Below are 17573 nucleotides of genomic sequence, written 5' to 3'. Positions count from 1 at the left end.
CCGGTCGGCGTGGCCGGTGATGGCGACCCGCCGCGCGCAGATCCAGCGATCGAAGGCTTGTACGACTTAGGGTGCTGTATGTGGGCACTCATGACCTTGGTGGCGCGGCGGCACCGGACTTCCAGCAGGCAGTTCGCACGTTGCAGACCGTCCGGCTCCGTCCGGAGGTCCGACTGACCGAAGTGCCCGCGCCGGGCCGCATCGCACCCTATTCGCTGGCGATGACAGCCGACGTGTGCAGCACTGTCGACGATGACGAGGCAGAGCTGGCGACCGGCCGGTTCGTCGTGCTGCACGACCCGGATTTCCCTGAGCCGTGGGAAGGTTCGTGGCGCGTGGTGACGTTCGCCCGGGCCGAGCTGGAGGCCGAGACCGGCGCCGACCCGTTGCTCGGGCAGGTGGGCTGGAGCTGGCTGATGGACTCCCTGCGGGACGGCGGTGCACACTTCCGGGCCGAGGCCGGCACCGTCACCCGGGTCCTGTCCGAGGGCTTCGGATCTCTGGCCGAGGACGGCGGCACCGTCGAGATCGAGATCCGCGCCTCCTGGACGCCCACCGATCCCGATCTCGGCACGCACCTGGCCGCCTGGACCGACCTGCTGTCGACCGTCGCCGGTCTGCCGCCGCTGCCGGACGGAGTCGTCGCACTGCCCGGCCAGCGCCGATGACGGCCGACGACAGCCAGCCCGACTACCCCGTCCTGACGGCGCCGGCCGCCGGCATACCGGACGTCGTCACGGACGAACGCACCCTGCAGCGCGCCGCGGACGCGATCGCCGCAGCCGACGGGCCGGTGGCACTCGACGCCGAACGCGCCGCGGGCTACCGCTACGGCGGGCGCGCCTACCTCGTCCAGCTGCGACGCGAAGGCGCCGGCACCTTTCTGATCGACCCGATCGCGCTGCCCGACCTCACGCCGCTCCAGGACGCGATCGGCGATGCCGAGTGGGTGCTGCACGCCGCGACACAGGACCTCCCGTGCCTGGCCGAGGTCGGGCTGCACCCGCACACCTTGTTCGACACCGAGCTGGGCTCCCGCCTGGCAGGACTGCCGCGCGTCGGCCTGGCAGCCGTGGTCGAGCATTACCTCGGGATCACGCTGGCCAAGGAGCATTCCGCCGTCGACTGGTCCACCCGCCCGCTCCCCGAGCCGTGGCTGACCTATGCCGCCCTCGACGTGGAGGTGCTGGTCGACGTGCGCGACCGGCTGCGCGCCGACCTGCAGGAACAGGGCAAGCTCGACTGGGCACTGCAGGACTTCGCCGCGCTCACCAGCTTCGCCGGCCCGCCCCAGCGCACCGACCCCTGGCGTCGCACGTCCGGCATGCACCGCATCAAGGACAAGCGGGCCATCGCCATGGTCCGCGAGCTGTGGCTGACCCGCGACGCCATCGCGCAGGAGACCGATACCGCGCCGGGCCGGATTCTGCCGGACGCGACCATCGTGGAGCTGGCCAATCGCGCGCCGCGCGACGTCGCGGCCCTGCGCCACGCCGCCGACCCCCTGCGCGGCACCGCCCGCAGCCGCGCCCGCATCGCCGAACGCGGGCTCACCCGGTATGCCGACCGCTGGCTCGACGCGATCGCGCGCGTCGGGTCGATGCGCCAGGAGCAGCTGCCACCGGCGACCGTGCCCAGCGACGCACCACCACCGCAGCGTGCGTGGTCCGACCGCAACCCGAAGGCCGCCGCGCGACTGGGCTTCGTCCGCGACGGACTGACCGTGTTTGCGGAGCAGCACCAGGTCCCTCTGGAAAACCTGCTGACACCCGACACTCTGCGACGCGTTCTGTGGACTCCCCCAGAACCGTTTAACGACAAGACGATTCGCCACCAGCTTGCCTCCCTCGGAGCGCGGCCGTGGCAGATCGACATCGTCACGCCGCTCCTGCTGGAAGCCGCAGCGGTAGCCCCTGTTACCGACGAGTAACAACGCGGGTTAGAGTCGACTCATCAACTCGTCTCATCCTCGGGAGGCACCGTGCCCCGCACGCTCTCTGAGGTCGTCTTCGTCGACGGTGTCCGCACGCCGTTCGGCAAGGCCGGTGACAAGGGCATCTACGCCCAGACCCGCGCCGACGACCTGGTCATCAAATGCATTCGCGAACTCCTTCGCCGCCAGCCCGGCCTCGACCCGGCCAAGGTCGAAGAGGTCGCCATCGCCGCCACCACGCAGATCGGCGACCAGGGGCTCACCCTCGGCCGCGTCGCCGCGCTGCTCGCCGGTCTGCCCAAGTCGACGCCCGGCTACTCGATCGACCGCATGTGCGCGGGTGCGATGACAGCCGTCACCAATACCGCGTCCGGCATCGCCTTCGGCGCCTACGACATCGCCATCGCCGGTGGCGTGGAGCACATGGGACGGCACCCGATGGGCGAGGGCGTCGACCCCAACCCGCGCATCATCGCCGAGAAGCTGGTCGATCCCTCCGCACTCGTCATGGGCGAGACGGCTGAGAACCTGCACGACCGCTTCCCGCAGCTCACCAAGGAACGCTGCGACGCCTTCGCGGTCGGCAGCCAGGACAAGCTGGCCGCGGCATACGCCGATGGCAAGATCCAGCCCGACCTGGTGCCGGTGGCGACCCGCCATGCCGAGAAGGGATGGGGCCTCGCGACCGCCGACGAACCACCACGACCCGGCACGACCGTCGAAGACCTCGCTCAGCTGAAGACGCCGTTCCGCCCACACGGCCGCGTGACGGCCGGCAACGCGGCCGGCCTCAACGACGGTGCCACCGCCTGCCTGCTGGCCTCCGAGCGCGCCGCGACTGATCTCGGTTTGCCGGTCGGCATGCGCCTGGTCACCTACGCCTTCGTCGGCGTCGAGCCGGAGGTCATGGGCATCGGCCCCGTCCCCGCCACGGAGAAGGCGCTGGACCACGCCGGACTTGACATCAGCGACATCGGGCTGTTCGAGCTCAACGAGGCCTTCGCCGTGCAGGTGCTGGCCTTCCTCGATCATTTCGGCATCGCCGACGACGACCCGCGCGTCAACCCGTATGGCGGTGCGATCGCCACCGGCCACCCGCTCGCCTCGTCCGGGGTGCGCCTGATGACGCAGCTGTCCCGCGAGTTCGCCGAGCACCCCGAAGTTCGTTACGGACTCACCGCGATGTGCATCGGCATCGGCATGGGCGGCGCCGTCATCTGGGAGAACCCGCACCATCCGGACTACGTCAGCAGCGTCAGCGAAGGAGCCGCCTGATGACCAAATCTCTCCCCCAGGTCGACGAGGTCGTCACGCACGCACACGCGCAGGACGTCGAGTTGCCTTATGGCGCAGGCACTTTCGCGCTGATAACGCTCGACAACGGTTTCGACCACACCAAGCCCAACTCGTTCGGCCCGGACGGCCTCGGCGAACTGGGCGGCGTGCTCGACGAACTGCGGACACGTGCCACCAACCATGAGATCGTCGGCGTCGGCATCACCGGCAAGCCGTTCATCTTCGCGGTTGGGGCGGACATCACCGGCATCCCGGCGATCACCGACCGGGAGCAGGCGCTGCAGATCGCGCGCGCCGGTCACGACACGTTCAGCAAGATCTCGGCGCTGCCGGTGCCGACCTTCGGGTTCGTCAACGGCGCGTCGATGGGCGGCGGTGTCGAGATCGCGCTGTATGCCGACTACCGCACCATCTCCTCGGACGTGCCGGCCTACGCGCTGCCCGAGTGCTTCCTCGGCCTCGTCCCCGGCTGGGGCGGCACCTACCTGGTGCCGCACCTGATCGGCACCGAGAAGGCCGCGCAGCTGATCGTCACGAACCCGCTGTCGCAGAACCGGATGATCAAGGGCCCCAACGCTTTCGAGCTCGGGCTGGCCGATCGGCTGCTGGAGCCGGTGACCTTCTTGGAGGACTCGCTCGCCTTCGCTGCGAAGGTCATCCAGGGCGAAGAGGTCGTGGATCGGGCTCCGGTCGACACCTCCGAATCGGGCTGGGACGGCCCGCTCGACAAAGCCCGGGCCGAGGCGGACGCGCGAACCGGCGGGGCCGCGCCCGCGCCATACAAGGCAATCGAGCTGATGCGCGGCGCACGCACCGCCACGCGCGAGGAGGCCTTCGAGGCCGAGAACCAGGCGCTCGCCGGCCTCATCATGAGCGACGAATTGCGTTCGGGTCTCTACGCGTTCAACCTGGTGCAGAAGCGCGCCAAGCGTCCCGCGGGTGCGCCTGACAAGTCGCTCGCCCGCAAGGTCACCAAGGTCGGTGTCGTGGGCGCGGGCCTGATGGCCAGCCAGATGGCACTGCTCTTCGCGCGCAGGCTCAAGGTTCCGGTGATCCTCACCGACCTCGACCAGGCACGGGTCGACAAGGGCGTCGCCTACACCCACGACGAGATCGACAAGCTCCTCGCCAAGGGCCGGCTGTCGCCGGACGGGGCGAACCGGCTGAAGGCGCTGGTCACCGGTTCGACGAGCAAGGATGGCTTCGCCGACGCCGACTTCGTGATCGAGGCAGTCTTCGAGGAGATGTCGGTCAAGCAACAGGTCTTCGCCGAGGTCGAAGCGGTCGTCACACCGGAATGCGTGCTGGCCACGAACACGTCGTCGCTCGACATCACCGAGATGGCAGCGGGGCTGGCGCACCCGGAGCGGGTCGTCGGGTTCCACTTCTTCAACCCGGTCGCGATCATGCCGCTGCTGGAGATCATTCGCGGAGACGCGACCGACGACGCAACGCTGGCAACGGCTTTCGCCACATCCCGCGGGCTGGGCAAGACGAGCATCCTGGTCAAGAACAGTCCGTCGTTCGTGGTCAACCGGCTGCTCGGCCGGTTCATGGGCGACGCCGGCCGGATGGTCGACGAGGGCACGCCGATCGAGGTCGTCGAGCAGGCGTTCGCCGGGCTCACCCCGATGCCGCCGTTCATGCTGATCAGCCTGGTCGGCCCGGCGATCGCGCTGCACAACAGCGAGACGCTCGCCGCGGCCTTCCCCGACCGGTTCTACGTGTCGCCCAACCTGGCCCGGATCGTCGAGGCGAAGGTCCCGAGCTTCTACGGAAACGACGGCGCGATCGACCCGAAGGCGCTGGAACTCTTCCAAGCGCCCCAATCGCCGGTGGCGCTCACCGCGGAGCAGGTGCGCGAGCGCGCTCTGGAATCACTTGCCGACGAGGTCCGCCGGATGCTGGACGAGGGTGTCGTGCAGGCCCCGGAGGACATCGACCTGGCAATGATCACCGGTGCGGGCTTCCCGTTCTGGAACGGCGGGGTCACCCCCTTGCTGGACCGGACCGGCATCAGTGAGCGGGTCACCGGCACGCGATTCCTCGCACCGGGCGTGGCTTCCGTCGCGCAGCCGGGCTGACATACCACGAGGTAGGAAACTCCGGGTCCGAAACGGGTCCTGTGACAACAATCGCGTGTCGCAGGGCCCGTTTCCATCTCATATGTGAGCTACACTTGACGAATGACCGATGACTACCTCTCCCGTGTCGGCACGCTCATCCGTGACGCGCGACGGCACAAGAAGCTCACCCAGAGTGAACTCGCCGAGGCGTTGCAGACGTCGCAGAGCGCCGTCGCTCGCATCGAGCAGGGGAAGCAGAACCTCAGTCTGGAGACCCTCGCCCGCATCAGCGAGGCGCTCGACACCGAAGTCGTGGCGGTCGCTTCCTCCACGCCCCTCAACCTGCGCATCAAGGGCGGTCGCAAGCTGTCCGGCGAGATCGACGTGCGTACGTCCAAGAACGCCGCGGTCGCCTGTCTGTGCGCAGCGCTGCTCAACAAGGGCAAGACGACACTGCGCAACCTGGCGCGCATCGAAGAGGTCAACCGCATCACCGAGGTGCTCGCCTCGATCGGCGTGAAGACCCGCTGGCTGCCCGACAGCAGCGACCTGGAGATCACCCCGCCGGCCGTGCTGGACCTCGACGCGATGGACGAGACCGCGGCCCGGCGCACGCGGACCATCCTGATGTTCCTGGGTCCGTTGCTGCACCAGTTCGGCGAGTTCCAGCTGCCCAACGCCGGTGGCTGCGACCTCGGGTCCCGCACGGTCGAGCCGCACCTGTTCGCGTTGCGCGCCTTCGGGCTCGACGTGGTGGCGTCACACGGCTACTACCACGCCAAGGTCGACTCCTCGGTGCGCCCGTCCAAGCCGATCATCCTGACCGAGCGCGGCGACACCGTCACCGAAAATGCTTTGTTCGCAGCGGCTTTGTACGACGGTGAGACCGTCATACACAACGCCAGCCCCAACTACATGGTCCAGGACCTCTGCTTCATGCTGGAGAAATTCGGCGTGCGGATCGACGGTGTCGGCACCACCACGTTGCGGGTGCACGGCGTGCAGGAGATCAACAAGGACGTCGAATATCACCCGTCGGAGGACCCGATCGAGGCGATGACCCTCGTCGCGGCGGCGGTGGTCACCGAGTCCGAGATCACCATCCGCCGGGTGCCTATCGAGTTCATGGAGATCGAGCTGACCCTGCTCGAGGGCATGGGCATGAAGTACGACATCGAAGGCGACGAATACGTGTCGGCCAACGGCAAGACCCGGCTGATCGACATCACGACCAAGCCCGGGCCGCTGAAGGCGCCGAAGGACAAGATCCACCCGATGCCGTTCCCCGGGCTGAACATCGACAACCTGCCGTTCTTTGCGGTGATCGCCGCCTATGCCCAGGGCACCACGACCTTGCACGACTGGGTCTACGAGAACCGCGCGATCTACCTCACCGAGCTCAATGCGCTCGGTGCGCGAGTGCAGCTGATGGACCCGCACCGCGTGATGATCCAGGGCCCGACCAAGTGGCGTGCGGCGGAAGTCATGTCGCCCCCGGCACTGCGTCCGGCGGTCGTCATCCTCCTCGGGATGCTGGCCGCTCCCGGTGTTTCGGTGCTGCGCAACATCTACGTGATCGACCGCGGCTACGAAGAGCTGGACACCCGGCTCAACAAGCTGGGCGCCGACATCCAGACCTTCCGCGACATCTGAGCAGTTGACGCGCACCGCGTTCTTCGACCACCCGGGCGTCATCGCCATGGCGCACCGTGGCTTCACCGACGGCTCCCGGGCGCCAGAGAACTCACTGCCGGCGTTCGCAGCTGCGGTCGGCCTCGGTTTCCGGTATGTCGAGACCGACGTGCACGCCACCGCTGACGGACAGCTGATCGCGTTTCACGACCATCGGCTCGACCGGGTGACTGACGGCCAGGGTGTCGTCGCCGAGCTGCCCTGGAGCGTGGTGCGCCGCGCGAAAATCGCTGGCACGCAGGAGATTCCGACGCTTGACGCGGTCTTCGAATCATGGCCGCAGCTCCGGGTGAACATCGACTGCAAGGCTGCGTCGGCGGTCGAGCCGCTCGTCGACGTGATTGAGCGGCACCGGGCGCACGAGCGAGTCTGCATCGCGTCGTTCTCCGACGTCCGGCGGTGTGCCGTGCTGCAGCGACTCTCCCGGCCGGTCGCCACGTCGGGCGGCCAGTCCGTCATTGCGCGCTTCGTCCTCGGCTCCCGACTGCCGGCTGCAGGCCGGACCCCGTGGGGCCGGGGCGCCCTGCGCGACGCCGATTGCCTCCAAGTGCCGCCGGGGGCCGGGCCGATACGAGTCGTGACGCGTCATACCGTCGCGCAGGCGCACGCTGCCGGCGCCCAGGTGCACGTGTGGACCATCGACGAACCTGCGCAGATGCACCGCCTCCTCGACCTCGGCGTCGACGGGCTGATGACTGATCGCGCCGACCTACTCAAGGAAGTGCTCGTCGCGCGCGGGGTGTGGGCAGACTGACGGCTGCCACGCCGCCGTTTCGAGCATGCCCAGCGCGCGGTCTGGCGCGCGCTGGGCATACTGCTACGTGCCGCGACCGCCTCAGCGGCGACCGGAGCTGAACTGCGCGGCGGAGTGCCCGCCGGCAGAACGGGCAGCACCGCCACCGGAACGACGCCGGCCCGACGAGCGGCCGGCGTTGCCCGATTGCGCGGGTTTCTTTGCATCGGATCGGTTTCCTGAGGACTGGCTCGCGTTGAGACCACCGGAGCGCTTCCGCGACCCCGTCTTCGCGGCGCCACCCTGCCTGGCATTGCTCTTCGCCGGCTGCGGCTGTGCGGCGGGGGTCGCGACATACCCGCCCTCGACAAGTGCCCGATCACCCGGGGCCAGCTGGCGCAGCACCGGGTGATCGGTGTCCGCGACCTTCGTCGTGGTGGGGGTGATGCCAGCCGCCTTGGTGAGCGTGCGGACGTCGTTGCGCTGGTCGTCGGTCATCAGCGTGACCACGGTGCCCTCGGCACCGGCGCGAGCGGTACGGCCCGAACGGTGCAGATATGCCTTGTGTTCGGCCGGCGGATCGGCGTGGACGACCAGCGCCACGTCGTCGACATGTATGCCGCGGGCCGCGACGTCGGTCGCGACGAGCGTGCTCGCTGCGCCGGAGTGGAACGCCGCGAGGTTGCGGGTGCGGGCGTTCTGCCCGAGGTTGCCGTGCAGTTCCACCGCAGGCACGCCGCGCTTGTTCAGCTGGCGAGCGAGAGCCTTCGCGCCATACTTCGTGCGGGTGAAAACCACGGTGCGGCCGGGTGCGGCAGCCAGGTCGGCGAGCACCGGCACCCGCAGCTCCCGGGTGAGGTGCAGCACGTGATGGCTCATCTTCGCGACGGGAGACTGCGCCGAATCCGCCTCGTGTGTCACGGGATTGCGCAGGAACTCACGCACCAGCACATCGATCGCCTTGTCGAGGGTCGCGGAGAAGAGCAACCGCTGCCCACCCTTCGGGGTCTGCCGCAGCAGGCGCCGGACGGCCGGCAGGAACCCGAGGTCGGCCATATGGTCGGCCTCGTCCAGCACGGTGATCTCGACGGAGTCCAGCGAGCAGTGCCCCTGCGCGATGAGATCTTCGAGGCGGCCGGGGCAGGCGATGAGAATGTCCACGCCAGAACGCAATCCGTTCACCTGCGGGTTCTGGCCGACACCGCCGATGACGCGCAGAGTGCGCAGCCCCGCGGACTTCGCGAGCGGCTGCAGCGCTTCGTCGATCTGAGCGACGAGCTCCCGGGTGGGGGCCAGGATCAGCGCGCGTGGGCGAGCCGGGACGCGTGTGGTGTCGCCGGCCTGCAGCCGGGCGACCACGGGCAGCGCGAACGCGTAGGTCTTACCGCTGCCGGTGCGTCCGCGGCCGAGCACGTCGCGCCCGGCCAGCGAATCGGGAAGGGTCGCAGCCTGAATCGGAGTTGGGGTCGAAATCTGCTGTGCTGCAAGGACTTCGGAAAGGCGTGCGGGCACGCCGAGTTGCTGGAAAGAAGAGGTCACTGGGCCACATTCTGTCGGTTGGTCCCACCTGATCAGCCGGATCCTGAGGTCAGGGGCTGCACACGGAACTCTCGCTCAACGTGTGGATCAACTCGTGGTGAGAACTGTGACGAGCCGATATGGATAGTCTATCGGGACTGTCGCCGAGTATCGAATCGGCGAATGTGATGTCCGTCGCGCCGGGGAATTCAGGCATCGCCATACGGATGCACATGACACGTTCAGGCCGGCTCCGTAACGTGCGAAAGCGTGGATCGTCGTGGACTCCTCGCCCTGCTCGCTGGCTCTGTCGTCGCCGGGCTGACCGCCTGTTCGAGCGAAGGCACGAAGGCGGCACCCAAGGGTTCGACGAGCGCGAAGAACGGCTCAGGGGAAACGAAGAAGACCTCCACCGATGGCCGGAAGAAAATGTTCGGCCCGCCGAAGGGGATCGTCAAGGCGCCACTTCCGCGGGGCACCCTCTATGCCCTGCCCGGCAAGGGCGACAACATCGCGCTCACGGTCGACGACGGCATCGACGAGGCAGTGGTCGCTGGCTACGCCCGGCTCGCCCGCGACACCGGCATGCGGCTGACGTTCTTCTGCAACGGGATCAACCCGAGCTGGACGATGCACAAGGACCTGCTGCGACCGCTCATCGACTCCGGTCAGTGCATCATCGCCAACCACACCTGGTCGCACCCGAGCCTGGTCGGGCTGAGCAGCGCCGGTGTTGTCGACCAGGTGCAGCGCAACGAGACCTTCTTGCGGAACACGTATGGCGTGACCGGCCGCCCGTTCCTTCGGCCGCCGTTCGGGTACTTCAACGACGTCCTCGACAACCAGCTCGCCGACCTCGGCTATCCGGCCGTCACCATGTGGCTCGGGTCGTTGTCGGATGCCACCGTGATCTCGCCGGCGCGGATCATGTTCCACGCCCGCCAGTGGTTCCTCCCCCAGCACCTGGTCATCGGACACGCGAATCACCCTGCGGTGATGCACGATTACGGCAAGCTGGTCGATCTGATCAAGGAGCGCCACTTGCAGCCCGTGCACCTGGGCGACGTCTTCCAGCTCACCTGACGATCGGCAAGCACCGCCCCGTATGTCGGTGCCCCTCACTACTGTCAGCCCCGTGACTCACGCCCTCGCTCATCATCCGGAAGACCTCACCGAGGTCCGCAACTCCTATGACCGCGTCGCGGACAACTACGCCCGCATGGTCGTCGAGGAGGGCCTCGGCGACATCCGGCAGCAGCCGTGGTTGCGTAGCGCACTCGACGCCTTCGGGGAGGAGGTCGCAGGGATCGGTCCGGTGCTCGACGTCGGGTGCGGCCCGGGCACAGTCACGGCATACCTGCAGGAGCGCGGGCTCGACGTGTCCGGCTGCGACCTGTCCCCGCAGATGATCCGCAATGCGCGGCGACTGCACCCCGAGTGCCGCTTCCGCGTCGATTCGTGGACGGAGCTCGACCTCGCCCCGGGGTCGCTCGGCGGCATCCTCGGCTGGTGGTCGTTGTTCAATCTGCCGCGATCTCTTCTCCCCCAGGTGTTTTCGCGTTGCGCGGCGGCGTTGCGACCGGGCGGTCAGCTGATCATTGCGACGCACGCGGGTGAGGAGGACATCGAGCGCACGGAGGCGTATGGCGGGGTGGCCGTGCGCTGGACGACCCACCGATGGCTGCCGCAGACCATGGCTCCACTGCTCGTAGGTGCCGGGCTTCGCCCGAAGGTCGTCATTGACCTGCTCCCTCATGGGGACTCGCGCGGGGCATTCGTCATGGTCGCGCAACGGGATTCGTGACCACTTCTCCCGGCCATTGACGGCCCAACCTGCCGCTGACGGTGCAGCTGCGCCGTCAGCGGCGGTTTCGGGCGTCAATGGGCGCTTCGACCGTCAGCGGACGGCTGCCGGAACCAGGAAACCGGAATCTCACCGCGATAGAGCACGTGCGGCACGTCCACCCACGGCAGCCACGGGTCGCCCGGCTGCAGCCGCTCCAGCCGTTCGATCGCGGCAACGGTGACACGCGACACCGCCCGGAGCCCGGCCGTCGTGAACGGCAGGTAGTCGTCCGCGTCGGCCGGGTCGCAGTGGTGGCCGCCGCTGCCCGCCCGCATCAGCCGGATCGTCGTGCGCGCCGGGTCGAGGTGTGCCGCTGGCAGGCTCCACGGCTCGAGGCGCGGCGACCACTTCCCCACCCTCCGCAGCGCCTCGAAGAGCGGCGCCGGATGCACTGGGGAAAGAAACACGACGTCGCCCCACGTGCAGCCGAGCGGCGGGATGTGCGCGCTGAGCACCGACGGATCGTGCGCGTACTTCTGGACATGCCTCTCGTACAGATCTGGATGTCGCGTGCGAATCACATTGAGCGGCAGCAGATTTGGGCCGCGCACCGCGGTCGCTGGGCGATGGTAGAGCGTGCCGTGCACAGAGTTCGTCATACAAGAAACCGTCGGGCCTATGGCTCCGACGGACCCTCATATTCTACCGCATGCACCGCACTCGGGCCTGGCCCGCGGCGATTGACGGTCGAACCTGCCGCTGACGGTGCTGCTGCACCGTCAGCGAGTGTTTCGACCGTCAACGGGCGTTTCGGGCGGGCGGGGCGCACCGGTCGACACACAGATCCGCTTGACTGCGGGCTTGAGGATCTTCGGCACCCACTCGGCGCGTTCGGCATCGGTCGCGTGCGCCAGCGCCCGCTCGTTCGCGCGGACCCGGGCCAGCTGCGCGACGAGGAGCGCGTCCGCGACGAGGGCCGTGAGGCGTGCGCTCGGCACCAGGTCGGCCCACGCGGAGACGTACGAGCGGACCAGCCGCGCATCACGGTCGGGATCGGCCGGCAGACCGAAATGGTATGACGGCCCCTCCAGCGCAATCATCAATGAACACAGTGGGTTTCCGACATACGCATCGCCCCAGTCGAAGAACCGCGAATCGTGGACCGCAGCGGCGGACCCGTCGGCGCAGAACACGTTGCCCGCGTGCAGATCATTGTGCTGGATGGTGTCCGGCAGCCCGGAAGAGTCGAGCCGGCCGGCCGCGGCGCGCAACGCAGGGGCGGTCCCAGGATGGTCCGCGCCGACACCGTCGAGCCAGTGACTCACCAAGTCGGCCGCAGTCCATCGCGGGATGCCACCGGTGACCAGGTCGGGCACGACATCGGCCGACGCGCGCTGCAGCCGGGCATACCGGCGCAGCACACCGGACCACAGCCCGACGATGCTGTCGGCGTCGGCAACGTCACGCAGCAACGGACCGCGTTCGGGCAGCAGCAGCCAGCCGCGCTCGTCGTCCGACGCCCACACCTCCGGGAGCCGGTCGGGCGTCACCTTCCCCATGACCCGATAGATGGCAGGCTCGGGTGAGGTGCTCGGCGAACACGCCTTGAACCAGACGCGCCCAGCCGAGGTGTCGGCGACCAGCTGAGTGGACCAGGCACGGACACGAGGCTGGCGCGGGGTCACCGGCACGCGGGTGATGCCGCGACGTTCGAGTGACTCGTCGATCCAGCGAGTCGCCTCCCTGCGCCACGAATCCGACTGCCAGAGTTGCGAAGTCGGCACGCTCACTCGTGCGCGGACAACTGCGCGATGAGCTGGGTGCCGATGACGTCCGGGGTGAGACCGATCGCTTCGAGCACCTGGGAGCGTGACGCGTGGTCCGGGAACGTCTTCGGGATGCCGAAGGTGTGCACCTGCGCTGGCACCCGCTGCTCGGCCAGCTCGTGCGCGACTGCGACGCCAATCCCGGACGTCACCAGGTTGTCCTCGATCACCACGACGTGCGGCACCGTCCTCGCCAGCCGGACCAGGTCGGCCGGCACCGGCAGCACCCACCGGGGGTCGACGACCATTGTCGAATGTCCTTGCGCTTCCAGCTTTTCGGCGACCTGCAGCGCGGTCGGGCACATCGCGCCGACGCCGACGACCAGCACCTGAGGCTCGACCGCGTCGTGCAGGACGTCGAGCGAGCCGTCGGTGCGCACCGCCGCCAAGGGTTCGGCGACGTCGCCCTTGGGAAAGCGGATCACCGTCGGCGCGTCATCGACCTCCACGGCTTCCCGCAGTTGCGACTTCACCTGGTCGCCATCGCGCGGCGCCGCCAGCCGCAGCCCGGGCACGACCGAGCAGATCGACATGTCCCACATGCCGTTGTGCGAGGGCCCGTCCGAGCCGGTCACGCCGGCCCGGTCGAGCACGAAAGTGACTCCGGCGTGGTGCAATCCGGCGTCCATGAGCAATTGGTCGAAGGCCCGGTTGAGGAAGGTCGCATAGACCGCGACGACCGGGTGCATGCCGCCATACGCCAGCCCGGCGGCCATGGTGACCGCGTGCTGCTCGGCGATGCCGACGTCGACGACCCGCTCGGGGAACGCCTCGGCGAACTTGTCCAGCCCGACCGGGATCATCATTGCCGCGGTGATCGCGACCAGGTCGGGACGCTCCTTGCCGAGGCGCACCATCTCGTCACTGAACTCGTCGGTCCAGATGCGGCCGGCGACCTCGAAGGGCAGCCCGGTCTCGGGGTTGATCTTGCCGATGCCGTGCATGCGGTCGGCGTCGTCATCGAGCGCCGGCTGATAGCCGCGGCCCTTCTCGGTGATCACGTGCACGATGCACGGCCCGCCATACGCTCGCGCGCGACGGAAGGCCTGCTCGACCGCGGCCTCGTCGTGGCCGTCGACCGGCCCGACATACTTGATGCCGAGGTCCTCGAACATCCCCTGCTGCGGATAGACGATGTCCTTGATGCCGCGCTTGACGCCGTGCAGTGTCTCGTAGACGAAGTCGCCGACGACCGGCGTGCCTTTGATCGTGGTCTTGCCCCAGTCGAGCATCCGCTCGTAATTGCGGGTCGTGCGCAGCGCCGCGAGATGGTCGGCCAGGCCGCCGATGGTCGGCGCATAGCTGCGTTCGTTGTCGTTGACGACGATGACCAGCGGCAGGTCGCGTTCGACCGCGATGTTGTTGATCGCCTCCCACGACATACCGCCGGTGAGTGCGCCGTCACCGATCACGGCGACCGTATGGCGATGAGCCTCCCCCGCCAGCACGCGCGCCTTGGCGATGCCTTCCGCCCAGGACAGCGAGGACGAGGCGTGCGAACTCTCGACGATGTCGTGCTCGGACTCGGCACGCGACGGATAGCCGGACAGGCCGCCCTGCTTCTTCAGCTTGCTGAAGTCGTGCCGGCCGGTCAGCAGCTTGTGCACGTAGGACTGGTGCCCTGTGTCGAAAACGATCGAATCCCTGGGGGATTCGAAGACCCGGTGCAACGCGATGGTCAGCTCGACGACTCCGAGGTTGGGACCGAGGTGTCCCCCGGTCCGCGACACCGAGTCGACCAGGAACTCCCGGATCTCCGCCGCGAGGTCGTCCAGCCGGTCCGCGGGCACCTGCCGCAGGTCCTCGGGTGAGGAGATGGTGTCGAGCAGTCCCACGTCGTTTCGCGCCTTTCGGGTCCTCGGGTACGCGTCGCATGAGTCTACGCGGCGACCGCTGCTACGGTGGGATCACCTATCCAACGACAGGGGAGCGCTTCGGCGCTGAGAGTGCGGCACCCGCCGCAGACCCTTGAACCTGCTCCGGTTAGCACCGGCGAAGGGAGTCCGCATGGCTACTGTCAGCGCGCCCAGTGAACGGGCGCCGAAATCATTGATCGCCTACCGCACCATCGACCTGGTCACCGTCGCCACCCTCGGCGTCGCGTGCGGCGTCGTCTTCTGGGCGTGGGCGAAGGCATGGATCGGGATCAGCACACTCGGCATGTTCGCCGCCCCACCGGCCCTCGGGCTGCTGGCCGGGCCGTGGCTGATCGGCGGCGTCCTTGGCGGGATCGTGATCCGCAAACCCGGCGCGGCGCTGGCGGTCGAGTTCATCGCCTCGGTGATCGAGATGCTGATCGGCAACCAGTGGGGCGCCAGCACGATGATCTCCGGCCTGCTGCAGGGTCTCGGCGTCGAGATCGTGCTCGCGCTCGTGCTCTACAAGCGATTCGGCGTCGTCGTCGCCGCTGCAGGCGGCGCCCTCGCGGCGGCGCTCGAGATCTTCTACGAATGGCACGCCTACTACGCAGCCTGGACCTGGAACTACAAGCTTGCCTACCTCGGCTGCACGATGCTGTCCGGCATCGTGCTGGCCGGTGTCGTCGGCTGGCTGCTGGTCCGTGCGCTCGCCGCGACCGGGGTGCTCGACGCCTTCGGCCCGGGGCGTGAGCACCACGCCCGACGACCGGTGTGAAGGTCGAGCTCCACCACTTCGGCTGGCGTCCGCTCGGACGTCGCGACGAAGTCATCAGCGACCTCGACCTGAGCTTCTCCCCCGGTGAGATCACCCTGCTCGCCGGCGGAAGCGGTGCCGGCAAATCGACCGTATTGCGTGCTCTGGCAGGCCTGCTCGGCGATACGGTGCCTGGAGACCTGCGCGGCACGGTCGACGTCGGCGGCGCATCCGGACTGTTGCTGCAGAACCCCGCCGACTCCGTTGTCGCGGGCACCATTGGCCGCGAGGTCGCCTTCGGCCCGGAGAACCTCGCACTCCCCCGCGACGAAATCTGGCGGCGGGTGCACCAGTGCCTGGCCGAGGTCGGGTTGGCGTATGACGTGAACCGGTCGACCTCGGCGCTGTCCGGTGGCGAGCTGCAGCGTCTCGCGCTTGCCGGGGTGCTGGCCATCCGGCCGGGGCTGCTGTTGCTGGACGAACCCACCTCGATGCTGGACGACGCCACGGCCGACCAGGTGCGGCGCTGCGTACTGCACGCAGCACGCGCGACCGGCGCGACGACTGTGGTGGTCGAGCACCGCATCGGACCGTGGCTGCCCGACTGCGATCGGGTGGTCGTGCTGCAGCGCGGCCAGGTGGTGGCCGACAGCACGCCGGATGTCTTCGTCGCGGCACACGAGCAGCGCATGCTCGATGCCGGAGTCTGGATGCCGGGTGTGCCCGACCCGGAGCCGCTGTCGGTTGATCCGGAGTGGGTGATGCCCGCAGCAACGGCTCCGACGCTGAGCGCGGAAGCTCTGAGCGTCGAACTCACCGTGCGGTCGCTGCAGGGCACCCGGCGGCATGCCGCGCTGACCGACGTCAGTGCCCGGCTCAGACCTCGGGAGCTGACCGCTTTCGTCGGCCCGTCCGGCGCCGGCAAATCGACGCTGCTCGCGGCATTCGCCGGTCTGCTGGAGCCAACGGCAGGAGGTATGACGCCACTACTGCACCGCCGCAGGTCCGCCGACCTCGCCGCCGTCGCCGGTTTCGTGCCGCAGAATCCCGAACACGGCTTCCTCCGCACGACGGTGCGCGACGAAATCCGTTGCACTGCAGACCGGCTCGGCCGACCGGTCGCTGCCGACGCGCTGCTGGAGTTGATGCACCTGGACCATCTTGCCGCGGCCAATCCGCACCAACTGTCCGGCGGCGAGCAGCGGCGGTTGGCGTTGCTCGCGGCCCTGGCACACCGGCCGGGCCTGGTCCTGCTGGACGAGCCGACCGTCGGCCAGGACCGTCATACCTGGGCGGCGGTCGTCGGCTGGGCGGCCGCCGCACGAGACGCCGGGGCCACCGTCGCAGTCGCGACCCATGACAAGTCGCTCGTCACGCACGCCGCTCCGGTTATCCGGTTGGAGCAAGGTCGCATCGCATGAAACGCGTGATGGCAGAGGCCAATCCGCTGTCCCTGCTCACCTTCGGCGTGGCCGCGGTGGCCGGATCGTTCCTCGTGCACTCGGCACTGTCTGCGGTCGTGATCGTGCTGTGCTACGCGGTGCTCGCCATACTTTTCGTACCTGCGTGGCGACGGCTGCTGTGGCGACTGATCGCGGTCGGCTTCGCCGCGGTGTCGCTGTGGTGGTCGACCTGGCTGCTGGGCGGACACGATCCGGCAACCGCCACTGTGGCGGGCGGCAAGATCCTGGTGCTCGCACTGCCCGGCGTGGTCGTCGCGGCCTTCATCGAACCGACTCGATTCGGCGATGCTTTAGCCCAAAACCTCCGGCTGCCAGCGCGCTTCGTCGGCGCCTTCACGGCCGCACTGACGCGCTTCGACCAGCTCGGCGAGACGTGGGAGCAGTTGCAGCGCACCCGCCGCATCCGCGGGTTCGGTCCGTCCCGCAACCCGCTGGCGCGCGCTGCGTCCGTCGCGCCGCTCACCTTCGGGTTGCTGGTCACCGCCATGCGCGGCGCCACGCAGTTGTCACTCGCAATGGATTCGCGCGGGTTTGCGACGGCGCACCACCGCTCGTGGGCCGAGCCGTCGCCGTGGCGCCGGGTGGACACGGCGATCGTCGTCGTCGCCGCTCTGGTGACGATCGCCGCGCCGCTTGCGATGCGGTAA

At 68.6% G+C, this 17573-nt stretch carries 15 protein-coding genes and 1 riboswitch; of the genes, 11 read left to right on the top strand and 4 right to left on the bottom strand.

Features of this window, described 5'->3' with window-relative positions:
* Window positions 1-80 precede the first annotated feature (80 nt).
* The 6 genes from EFY87_RS17705 (at window position 81) to EFY87_RS17680 (ending at window position 7741) form a co-directional block, all read left to right on the top strand.
* A complete protein-coding gene (locus EFY87_RS17705; RefSeq protein ID WP_123272820.1) occupies window positions 81-668 on the top strand; it encodes a DUF3000 domain-containing protein in 588 nt (195 codons plus the stop codon).
* Entirely contained in the window at window positions 665-1930 is a 1266-nt protein-coding gene (locus EFY87_RS17700; protein ID WP_123272819.1) for an HRDC domain-containing protein, read from the top strand. Before EFY87_RS17705 ends, EFY87_RS17700 begins: the two co-directional genes overlap by 4 nt.
* 51 nt (window positions 1931-1981) lie before the next feature.
* The gene (locus tag EFY87_RS17695; RefSeq protein ID WP_123272818.1) at window positions 1982-3208 is read left to right on the top strand and encodes a thiolase family protein; all 1227 of its coding nucleotides are present in this window, start codon (window positions 1982-1984) and stop codon (window positions 3206-3208) included.
* Window positions 3208-5313, top strand: a complete 2106-nt coding sequence (locus EFY87_RS17690; protein WP_123272817.1) for a 3-hydroxyacyl-CoA dehydrogenase NAD-binding domain-containing protein — start codon at window positions 3208-3210, stop codon at window positions 5311-5313. Before EFY87_RS17695 ends, EFY87_RS17690 begins: the two co-directional genes overlap by 1 nt.
* 102 nt (window positions 5314-5415) lie before the next feature.
* Window positions 5416-6948, top strand: a complete 1533-nt coding sequence (locus EFY87_RS17685) for a helix-turn-helix domain-containing protein (protein ID WP_123272816.1) — start codon at window positions 5416-5418, stop codon at window positions 6946-6948.
* A 4-nt stretch (window positions 6949-6952) separates the two neighbouring features.
* Window positions 6953-7741: a glycerophosphodiester phosphodiesterase family protein gene (locus EFY87_RS17680; RefSeq protein ID WP_245988736.1), complete on the top strand. Its 789-nt coding sequence runs from the start codon at window positions 6953-6955 to the stop codon at window positions 7739-7741.
* 81 nt (window positions 7742-7822) lie between these two features.
* On the opposite strand, the gene EFY87_RS17675 is transcribed toward EFY87_RS17680, so the two are convergent.
* Window positions 7823-9259 carry a DEAD/DEAH box helicase gene (locus EFY87_RS17675; RefSeq protein ID WP_123272815.1) on the bottom strand — a complete coding sequence of 479 codons (1437 nt, stop codon included), beginning with the start codon at window positions 9257-9259 and terminating at the stop codon, window positions 7823-7825.
* A gap of 249 nt (window positions 9260-9508) precedes the next feature.
* On the opposite strand from EFY87_RS17675, the gene EFY87_RS17670 reads away from it, so the two are divergent.
* Together EFY87_RS17670 and EFY87_RS17665 are read left to right on the top strand one after the other, a co-directional pair.
* Window positions 9509-10321 carry a polysaccharide deacetylase family protein gene (locus EFY87_RS17670; protein WP_123272814.1) on the top strand — a complete coding sequence of 271 codons (813 nt, stop codon included), beginning with the start codon at window positions 9509-9511 and terminating at the stop codon, window positions 10319-10321.
* A gap of 52 nt (window positions 10322-10373) precedes the next feature.
* The gene (locus tag EFY87_RS17665) at window positions 10374-11042 is read left to right on the top strand and encodes a class I SAM-dependent methyltransferase (RefSeq protein ID WP_245988735.1); all 669 of its coding nucleotides are present in this window, start codon (window positions 10374-10376) and stop codon (window positions 11040-11042) included.
* A 74-nt stretch (window positions 11043-11116) separates the two neighbouring features.
* Here EFY87_RS17665 and EFY87_RS17660 read toward each other — a convergent pair whose 3' ends face one another.
* The 3 genes from EFY87_RS17660 to dxs form a co-directional block, all read right to left on the bottom strand.
* Window positions 11117-11683, bottom strand: a complete 567-nt coding sequence (locus tag EFY87_RS17660) for a hypothetical protein (protein WP_123272812.1) — start codon at window positions 11681-11683, stop codon at window positions 11117-11119.
* A 120-nt stretch (window positions 11684-11803) separates the two neighbouring features.
* Entirely contained in the window at window positions 11804-12808 is a 1005-nt protein-coding gene (locus tag EFY87_RS17655) for a phosphotransferase (RefSeq protein ID WP_181445512.1), read from the bottom strand.
* A 2-nt stretch (window positions 12809-12810) separates the two neighbouring features.
* A complete protein-coding gene (dxs, locus tag EFY87_RS17650; RefSeq protein WP_123272811.1) occupies window positions 12811-14685 on the bottom strand; it encodes a 1-deoxy-D-xylulose-5-phosphate synthase in 1875 nt (624 codons plus the stop codon).
* A 78-nt stretch (window positions 14686-14763) separates the two neighbouring features.
* A riboswitch (TPP riboswitch) is annotated at window positions 14764-14868 on the top strand.
* Between dxs and EFY87_RS17645 the strand changes: the two genes are divergently transcribed.
* The 3 genes from EFY87_RS17645 to EFY87_RS17635 all read left to right on the top strand — a co-directional run bounded on the left by EFY87_RS17645 (window position 14858) and on the right by EFY87_RS17635 (window position 17573).
* Window positions 14858-15484, top strand: coding sequence for an ECF transporter S component (locus EFY87_RS17645; RefSeq protein ID WP_123272810.1), 627 nt, complete (start codon window positions 14858-14860; stop codon window positions 15482-15484). It overlaps the preceding riboswitch by 11 nt.
* Window positions 15481-16884 carry an ABC transporter ATP-binding protein gene (locus EFY87_RS17640; protein ID WP_123272809.1) on the top strand — a complete coding sequence of 468 codons (1404 nt, stop codon included), beginning with the start codon at window positions 15481-15483 and terminating at the stop codon, window positions 16882-16884. Before EFY87_RS17645 ends, EFY87_RS17640 begins: the two co-directional genes overlap by 4 nt.
* Complete coding sequence (locus EFY87_RS17635; RefSeq protein WP_123272808.1) at window positions 16881-17573, top strand: energy-coupling factor transporter transmembrane component T; 693 nt, start codon at window positions 16881-16883, stop codon at window positions 17571-17573. The genes EFY87_RS17640 and EFY87_RS17635 overlap by 4 nt, the downstream gene beginning before the upstream one ends.

Source organism: Flexivirga caeni (assembly GCF_003724155.1).
In the GTDB taxonomy this organism is placed as follows: Bacteria; Actinomycetota; Actinomycetes; order Actinomycetales; family Dermatophilaceae; genus Flexivirga; species Flexivirga caeni.
This window is presented reverse-complemented; position numbering and strand designations above follow the sequence as displayed.

What these genes read in the sequence shown, in the direction of transcription:
- EFY87_RS17700 (WP_123272819.1), top strand. Translation starts at nt 665, where the DNA reads ATGACGGCCGACGACAGCCAGCCCGACTACCCCGTCCTGACGGCGCCG.
- EFY87_RS17690 (WP_123272817.1), top strand. Translation starts at nt 3,208, where the DNA reads ATGACCAAATCTCTCCCCCAGGTCGACGAGGTCGTCACGCACGCACAC.
- EFY87_RS17685 (WP_123272816.1), top strand. Translation starts at nt 5,416, where the DNA reads ATGACCGATGACTACCTCTCCCGTGTCGGCACGCTCATCCGTGACGCG.
- EFY87_RS17660 (WP_123272812.1), bottom strand. Translation starts at nt 11,683, where the DNA reads ATGACGAACTCTGTGCACGGCACGCTCTACCATCGCCCAGCGACCGCG.
- EFY87_RS17645 (WP_123272810.1), top strand. Translation starts at nt 14,858, where the DNA reads ATGGCTACTGTCAGCGCGCCCAGTGAACGGGCGCCGAAATCATTGATC.
- EFY87_RS17635 (WP_123272808.1), top strand. Translation starts at nt 16,881, where the DNA reads ATGAAACGCGTGATGGCAGAGGCCAATCCGCTGTCCCTGCTCACCTTC.